Source organism: Glutamicibacter sp. BW80 (genome assembly GCF_002332385.1).
GTDB lineage: Bacteria > Actinomycetota > Actinomycetes > Actinomycetales > Micrococcaceae > Glutamicibacter.
In genome coordinates this window covers 64,187-70,954 of record NZ_NRGV01000025.1, presented here as the reverse complement: position 1 = coordinate 70,954, position 6,768 = coordinate 64,187, and the positions used below count along the sequence as shown (strand labels likewise).

Sequence of the window (6,768 nt, the reverse complement as noted above, 5' to 3'; positions counted from 1 at the left end):
AGCCGGTCCTCCACCGGACACGCCAACCGCTGACCTGCTGCTTTGCTAATGGTGACCTATGAAGTGTCCGTATAGGGTGTACGGTGAACTGTCCGGTGAAGGATCCCTATGTGACACACTGATCTACATGTCTAAGATCATGGTCGGTTACGCACGCGTGTCCACGGAGGAGCAAGACCTCACCGCCCAGCGTGATGCCCTGGCATCCCTCGGCGTTGAACCCGAACGCGTCTATGTTGATCATGGCTTTACCGGCAGGAACAAGAATCGCGCAGGACTTCACGAAGCCCTCGCCGCCTGCCGGGCCGGAGATACCTTCGTCGTTACCAAACTCGACCGCCTGGCCCGGTCCGTCCGAGACGCCCACGAGATAGCCGACGACCTCGCCAGACGCGAAATCAGACTCAGCATCGGTGGTTCCGTCCACGACCCCACCGACCCAATGGGCAAACTGCTGTTCAACGTCCTGGCGATGATCGCTGAGTTCGAAGCCGACCTCATCAGCATGCGCACCCGCGAAGGAATGAAGGTTGCCAAGGCCAACGGCCGACTCCGGGGAAAACAGCCAAAACTCACCGTGAAACAAGAAACACACCTCCTCGAACTGCACGATGCCGGCAAACACACCATGACCGAAATGGCAGAACTATTCTCCATCAGCCGATCCACCATCTACCGGGCCGTTGAACGCGACCAACGCAAGAAAACCGGCACAATCACTCCGTGACCTCTTCCTGCCACCACCGAAAGATGACGTGCGGCTCTCATCCGTTGCCCCACACTGCGAAAGCTTTGCGTCGGGCATTTCGCTTTTTCGCGAGCCCTATCCACGCCAGGATCGACACCGGGATGTCGTTAGCGTGAATTTCCGTACCGATCTTCCTCAGACCCCGACTTCAGGGAAAAAGAGTCTGAGGTCGTGCTCTATAAGCTGTCCCTCTACATTTATCCCGCGATGGTCTCGGCAATGCTGGTCAGACCGCTTGTGCAGGCAACCGTGGGCTCGGTGTACCGGGTTCCTTATTACTCAAAAAAGCTGATGGCGATCGGCTTTGCCTTCGGCGTGATCTCGCCTATGGGACATTTGGTGGAGCTATCGAACCGGCAGCTGGACTGGCTCACTGATTTGATTGTCTATCCGGCGATGCTGTTCGTGTTGGCAGGTGTGACATTGGGTTGGATCTCCACCACGCTGCACCGCCATAAAGTCCCCTTCTCCCCTCGTTTACACCACCAAAAGGTCTCCTAAACTCACCAGAACGCCGATGAGAGTTCCCGCCATGACTTGTGTGGGAGTGTGATGGCCGCTGCGGATTCTCGCCCATCCCACCAGAGCGATAATCACTACCGCGATCTGCGCTCCTGCAGGCAAGGCCAGCAGACAGTGCAGGGCTGCGAAGGTGGCCAGCGCCGCGTGGATGGAAAGCTTCCAAGCGAGGTTCACGATCCCGACGATGACCAATCCGGCAAGCATGAAAAGCACTTCGGCAATGATCTGGCCTGGCGCCGAAACCGCCAGCAGCACGGCGATTCCGCCAAGGATTGATATCAGGGTGATCAGCAGGATCGGCCAACGTTGCTGGCGTTGGGTGACGTGCACGTCGGTGACCTGTCCGCGCAGTCTCATCCAGATCAGCGCCGCCCAGGGAATCAGTCCGACGAAGAGCGTGGCCACCAAGGTTGGTGGCCACGCGACGTGGGCATGTCTTAGAGGAGTGCTCAGGAGTACGAGAGTGACTAGTGCAGGCGGTGAAGCAATGTTGCTGATGAATCTGGCGTATTTTTCCACCGCTTGAGCCTAGCAATCTGATCCCTCGGAACGATAATCTCATACGGGAGAGGGCTAGGAGCCCCCTGTGCCACTTTCACTACTGCTTCTCGCACTTCCTCGCAACGTTCCAATCACCTGATATACGCCAAGGCAGAAAGCCAGTGCCAGCACAAGATGAAGGGAAGACTCATTACTGGCCTTTAGCAACCACCCTTCCCATCCCTCAAGTTCTCCAGTAGCTATGCTTTGCATCGGGTTGCCTCGTTCAATAAACGCATAGCTGTACACGACAAGGGCCACGCTTGTGGAAAAGAAACCTATGGTCAAGGCAAGCTGATTGCTCGTCGGCAGACGCCGAGGCGCGTACCAAACAGCATAAGCCGCAAGCAGCCCAACCCCCATTACAGCAACTATCTGTAAGTACGGAACACTTGGATCTTGCACACCTACAAGTTCATTATTTAGGTTTAGAACCGCCCCTCCGCGCAACCCTATTGCTTGAGCGGTCAACACCCCAAGAGTGAGGACATAAATCAACGCTATCGCCACACCTGAAACAACAAATTTCACAGTCTTGGCGTAATTTTTAATCAACATCAGATCACTCCCTTTATTCCTAGGCGTCCTGATCTCATTTCACCCAGCAATCAAGCTTCGCGTCTCCACCGATTCCATGAAATGACCAGTAGCACTCACTTGACGCGTTTTCTTTCGCAACATGAACGATGTTGTTTATCAGCCCTGCCTCGGAAGTATTGGCGCTAACTACACGATAGCCAGGATGGGAGTAGTAAGTCTTGATCGTGTGCGTTCCGATGCCTAGCTGAACCGTGGAACTCCCGCCATACACCACTGCCCTGGGACCAGAATGCCTTCGAACGTTTTCTGGTGTACTAATGTTCTTTGCGTATTGGAAAGAAGCCGCATGGGCGGAAGTTACAGAAATCGACACTGCCACAAAGGCCATGATGGCGACTACAATTATGGCCAACCACCGCTTAGCTGACAATTCGATCGGCATCATTTGCCCTCACTGCTAGGACCATACTCGAGTGGAGTGAACTGGAAACTCTCACCGGATGAACGTTCGATTGTCTCGCCGGACAATTTGTCACTTGCTGCTGTATCGACAACAAGCAGGTCACTTTCTAGTTTTTTGGTCGCCTGACTAGACAACTTCACATCGCGATAGGCTCCGGTCTCGGCAATTTGCTCAGGACTAATATCCGATGGGAGTAAGTACGCTTCAATGATGTCCTCGGGAACTTCATACGATTGCCCAGTTGCCATGCCTATGCCTGATCTATGGAACCTCGGAAAATCCGCGCATGAAGAGGATGTTGACCAGCTGGTGTGGATCACAAGACACACATTGGATGGTTCGTCCTGCGCTACCCAATAGCTCGCTTTATCGTCTTCACCGAGGAACCGTGTCGAATCAGGATTCAAACCTCCTAACTCATCCAACACATCAAGGGGCAAACCTCTGTCTAATTCAGCCTGCGGCTCCGCCAACGCTGGGACTAGATCTTGGACCGCCATGTACGACTGGTCCGCTGCTGACACTGGCGCTGCTACTGCGACAAGGGCTAGAGCCATGACTCCCAACGCAGAAAATGCTTCTATCCTTCGCATTGCTCTCTCCTAACTTAGTACTTCACTTTGCAAGTTATCCTCAGTTGCCCAATATCTCCGGGCCTGTGAGGGAAATTCCAGAAGCACCTCTGATGCACGTCATATGCTCTTGTGAAGATCTGATTGATGGATGCTGCGGTGGTAAAACTTATTAGCTCATATGGAGCAGGTCGGTAGGTTTCTTGCGACACAGAAGCTGATGCTCCGTCCGCGCTAAAAGGCTGCAAGTTCACTACGGCACCGTTTATTGATGCTCTATACCCACTGCTTCGAGTTTGTAATTTCGATATCAGGGTGTCGTTTGCGTATGTGTATTGAGCCGCCTGAGCGGATCCAGTGGCAATTGCTACCAGAACCGTGGCGACTAATGCCGTTAGAACTGCAGCCACTAGTGCTGTTCTAACTCTTTTTGGGAGTGCCCAATGCATCCTTGACCACCTTCGATAATTTGTCGTTTTGGGAATACCCTTTCCTTTTTCTGAAGATTCCCTGGCAGTCACGCTAGCATCTACAACATTTAAATCAAGGGTTGTATATAAAAACGAGATGCTGTACATGGTTTGAGAAATTATTAGACCACCCATAGGAAACCAAAGCCACGATCTCCAACCTTGGCGTCATCAGTAGTAAAATAGTCCTGGATACTGACCCTTCTATGCTTTCTGTCAATCCTTAGGCAGGGATTTTCACACTTTGTTCTTTAAGGAATGCCACGGGATTTATAATTTTCTTGCCGAGCCACACCTCAAAGTGGAGGTGATACCCGGTGGAGTTGCCATTGGTTCCGACTTTGCCAATGCGCTCCCCTGCTTCCATTTCGTCTCCGACGTTGGCGAGCACACCATTTTCGAACATATGCACGTAGAGTGTGCTGACCAGTTGCCCACCGATTTGTCCGTGGTCGATCTGAATCTGGCATGGGGATCGGCCAACCACCAGGTTGGAGCAGCTAGCCCGGATAACCTGGCCATCGGCTGCAGCATAGATCGGCGTGTCTTTCGGTGAGCTGAAGTCTTCACCTGCGTGCGGCCATTGACCCCGATTTTCACCATAGTTGTATTGGATTCTTGAAATGTTCTCCACGGGGAAGACCCATCCGGAATCGCTGGTGGGCCCATCATAGGGGTCGCCCGAGTCTGGTTTTCTGGTGTCGCCTCCGTCCTTGCATTGCGCGTAGGATTCGTCGTCTTCAGAGACTTCCACGGTGGCACCTTGCAGCGCGGCGTAGAGCAGTTCCGCGTCGGCACGCTGGCGCGCATAATTATCAGGCAGTCCCGACACTTGGACTTTTTCCGCGGCCAGCTCGTAAGGCAGCGATTCCCAGTCGGGCACCTTCTTCAGACGGCTGAAAAACGTGCCGGCTGCATAGGAAGGGTCCATGATCTGCTCAACGGTGCCCCATCCTGCACTCGGCCGTTGCTGCATGAGACTTAGCGCATCCCACGCGTGCCCGACTCCTTCATGAGGAAGATCCAGGGACTTCACCACAGTTTGACGTGCCTGTGCCCATTCGGGTTTCGTCATGATGCGGGAGCCTTCCTGGTACTCCCAGGACCCGTCGTTGGCGAGTATTTTCAGGGAGCTTTCTTGGATGGCGGTCATCAGGCCAATGATCGCGCCTTGCTGTTTGACTCCCGCTGTTTTTGCTTCGTTGATGATGATCGCAGCGTTGGTCAGTTGCTGTTTGTTGTAGGATCCAACGTCGGTGGTGGGCAGGTTTTTGACGTTGACTTCTTTCGGCACAGCCCCCTCTGGTGAACAGTCAGTTTCAATGTCGGCCTCGCTGCGGGGGCTGTCACCGAGGATAATAATTCCGCCAAAGACCAGCCCGAAGATCAGCACAGTAATCAAGCCCAAGACACCGAGGATTCCAGGGCGCTTCACGAAGGATCGCTCGTAATTTTCTCGACAATCCACTGTCCGTCTGCGCGGCTGAGCAGAAATTTCAACGAGTCAGCGTTTGTCTGCACGCTCACGGTGGCGATGGCCGGCGAGGAACCTTGAACCGGTTCTTGAACCTTCGCCACTTTCGTTGCCGTGATGTTGATGTTAGAGGTCTGTTGGAAAGTCTTCCGCGCGTTCTCTGAGAGGTAAGGCGCCAGTCCTTTGAACCACACGGCCTGCGAGAGATCCGGGCGGATTCTGACGGTCACGCGTGGGAGGAAAAAGCCGATCAGCGGACCGACGCAGAGAGCAATCACGACGGTGCCAACGCCAACCATGCCGCCCATGAACCACCCTGCAACCGCAACAGTGATTTCGATAGCCGTTCTGACCTTCCAGACCGGCTGACCCGAAATGCGCATCAAGCCCGTCATCAGTCCGTCTCGAGGGCCGGATCCAAACTGCGCGCCAAGATAGAGGGCGTCGAAGAAACTGTAGAGGATGATGCCGGTCGCGAAGTAGACGATCTGCATGGTGAGATTATCCGGAACGGGAAGTACGAGACCCATTGCGTCGGCAGCGAATCCAACGATGAAGACGTTCAGGAAAGTTCCCAGCCCCGGAAGCTCCTTGATTGGTATCCAAGCAAGCAACACCAGTACCGCAATGATATTGGTTGCCCACCCGAACGAGATGCTGAACATATTTGCTACTCCTTCAGCTAAGACATTCCAGCTTGCTGCGCCTAGTCCGGACTGCACAAGGAGCATTACTGAAGCGCCATAGCCGGCCAGCCCCAAGAGCAGTTGCGGAATTCTGCGCAGCTTCCTGCCAGCTGAGAACTGCTGAAATGCATTCATCCGTACAAGGGTGGCAGGATTGTCACTTGCACTTTTCTTCTTCACAAAAACTACTTTCGATTAAAAACACTGCTCTAGCGGGGCTGAGAATTGAACCACCGTGGTTTGTCGGCTGAATCAGTGTGAGCGAGGAGCGTTGCAGTCCAAATCGCGGAGATCTGATCATTCCGAACTCACTACACCGACTGACTAACCATCGCTGACCTGATGTTATGCCCAAGTGGTTCGCATGACAAAACGTTAGGCCATACGTGGATAGACAGGTTTCAGGGTTCAGAGGGTCTGTGCGGCCCTCTCGCCGCCGAGTATCCGCGCATACCAGCACGTGCTCGCAGGCGGCGCTCCGGAGCGCCTCACAGGCCACTAAGCGGGTTGGCTGCCTCGTATGCGCGTGGTTCCAGTACTGCGGGCCTGGGGAAGCGGTCCAATGCTTGGGCGAGACGCTTCACGACAGCCGATGTGCTCAATGATCAGTTGGGAACGCCGCCACGTTCAACTGAATGCCCGGAGATGGTGGAGCTGCCCGCGAGGAAAGCCGGTTGCGGGGGAGCAGAGCGCAGCAATGCGCTGTTAAACCTAGAAGAGGGACACACCAACTGGTGTGCCCCTCTTCTTGTG

Annotated in this window: 7 protein-coding genes; 2 read left to right on the top strand and 5 right to left on the bottom strand. The window is 54.2% G+C overall.

Annotated features, from left to right (window positions below; genetic code table 11):
- The first annotated feature begins 127 nt into the window (after positions 1-127).
- Positions 128-727, top strand: a complete 600-nt coding sequence (locus tag CIK76_RS06150) for a recombinase family protein (protein WP_096253684.1) — start codon at positions 128-130, stop codon at positions 725-727.
- Between the two features lie 192 nt (positions 728-919).
- Entirely contained in the window at positions 920-1,249 is a 330-nt protein-coding gene (locus CIK76_RS06145; protein ID WP_096284499.1) for a hypothetical protein, read from the top strand.
- Here the strand turns inward: CIK76_RS06145 and CIK76_RS06140 are convergent.
- The 5 genes from CIK76_RS06140 to CIK76_RS06120 form a co-directional block, all read right to left on the bottom strand.
- A complete protein-coding gene (locus CIK76_RS06140; protein WP_141393495.1) occupies positions 1,226-1,789 on the bottom strand; it encodes a phosphatase PAP2 family protein in 564 nt (187 codons plus the stop codon). The genes CIK76_RS06145 and CIK76_RS06140 overlap by 24 nt on opposite strands.
- Before the next feature lie 54 nt (positions 1,790-1,843).
- The gene (locus CIK76_RS06135) at positions 1,844-2,368 is read right to left on the bottom strand and encodes a hypothetical protein (protein ID WP_096284495.1); all 525 of its coding nucleotides are present in this window, start codon (positions 2,366-2,368) and stop codon (positions 1,844-1,846) included.
- Between the two features lie 423 nt (positions 2,369-2,791).
- On the bottom strand, positions 2,792-3,406 hold the full coding sequence (locus tag CIK76_RS06130) for a hypothetical protein (RefSeq protein WP_096284493.1): 615 nt from the start codon (positions 3,404-3,406) through the stop codon (positions 2,792-2,794).
- Positions 3,407-4,078: 672 nt separating this feature from the next.
- A complete protein-coding gene (locus tag CIK76_RS06125) occupies positions 4,079-5,248 on the bottom strand; it encodes a M23 family metallopeptidase (RefSeq protein ID WP_255248368.1) in 1,170 nt (389 codons plus the stop codon).
- 38 nt (positions 5,249-5,286) lie between these two features.
- Complete coding sequence (locus CIK76_RS06120; protein ID WP_217990348.1) at positions 5,287-6,195, bottom strand: hypothetical protein; 909 nt, start codon at positions 6,193-6,195, stop codon at positions 5,287-5,289.
- Positions 6,196-6,768: the final 573 nt, after the last annotated feature.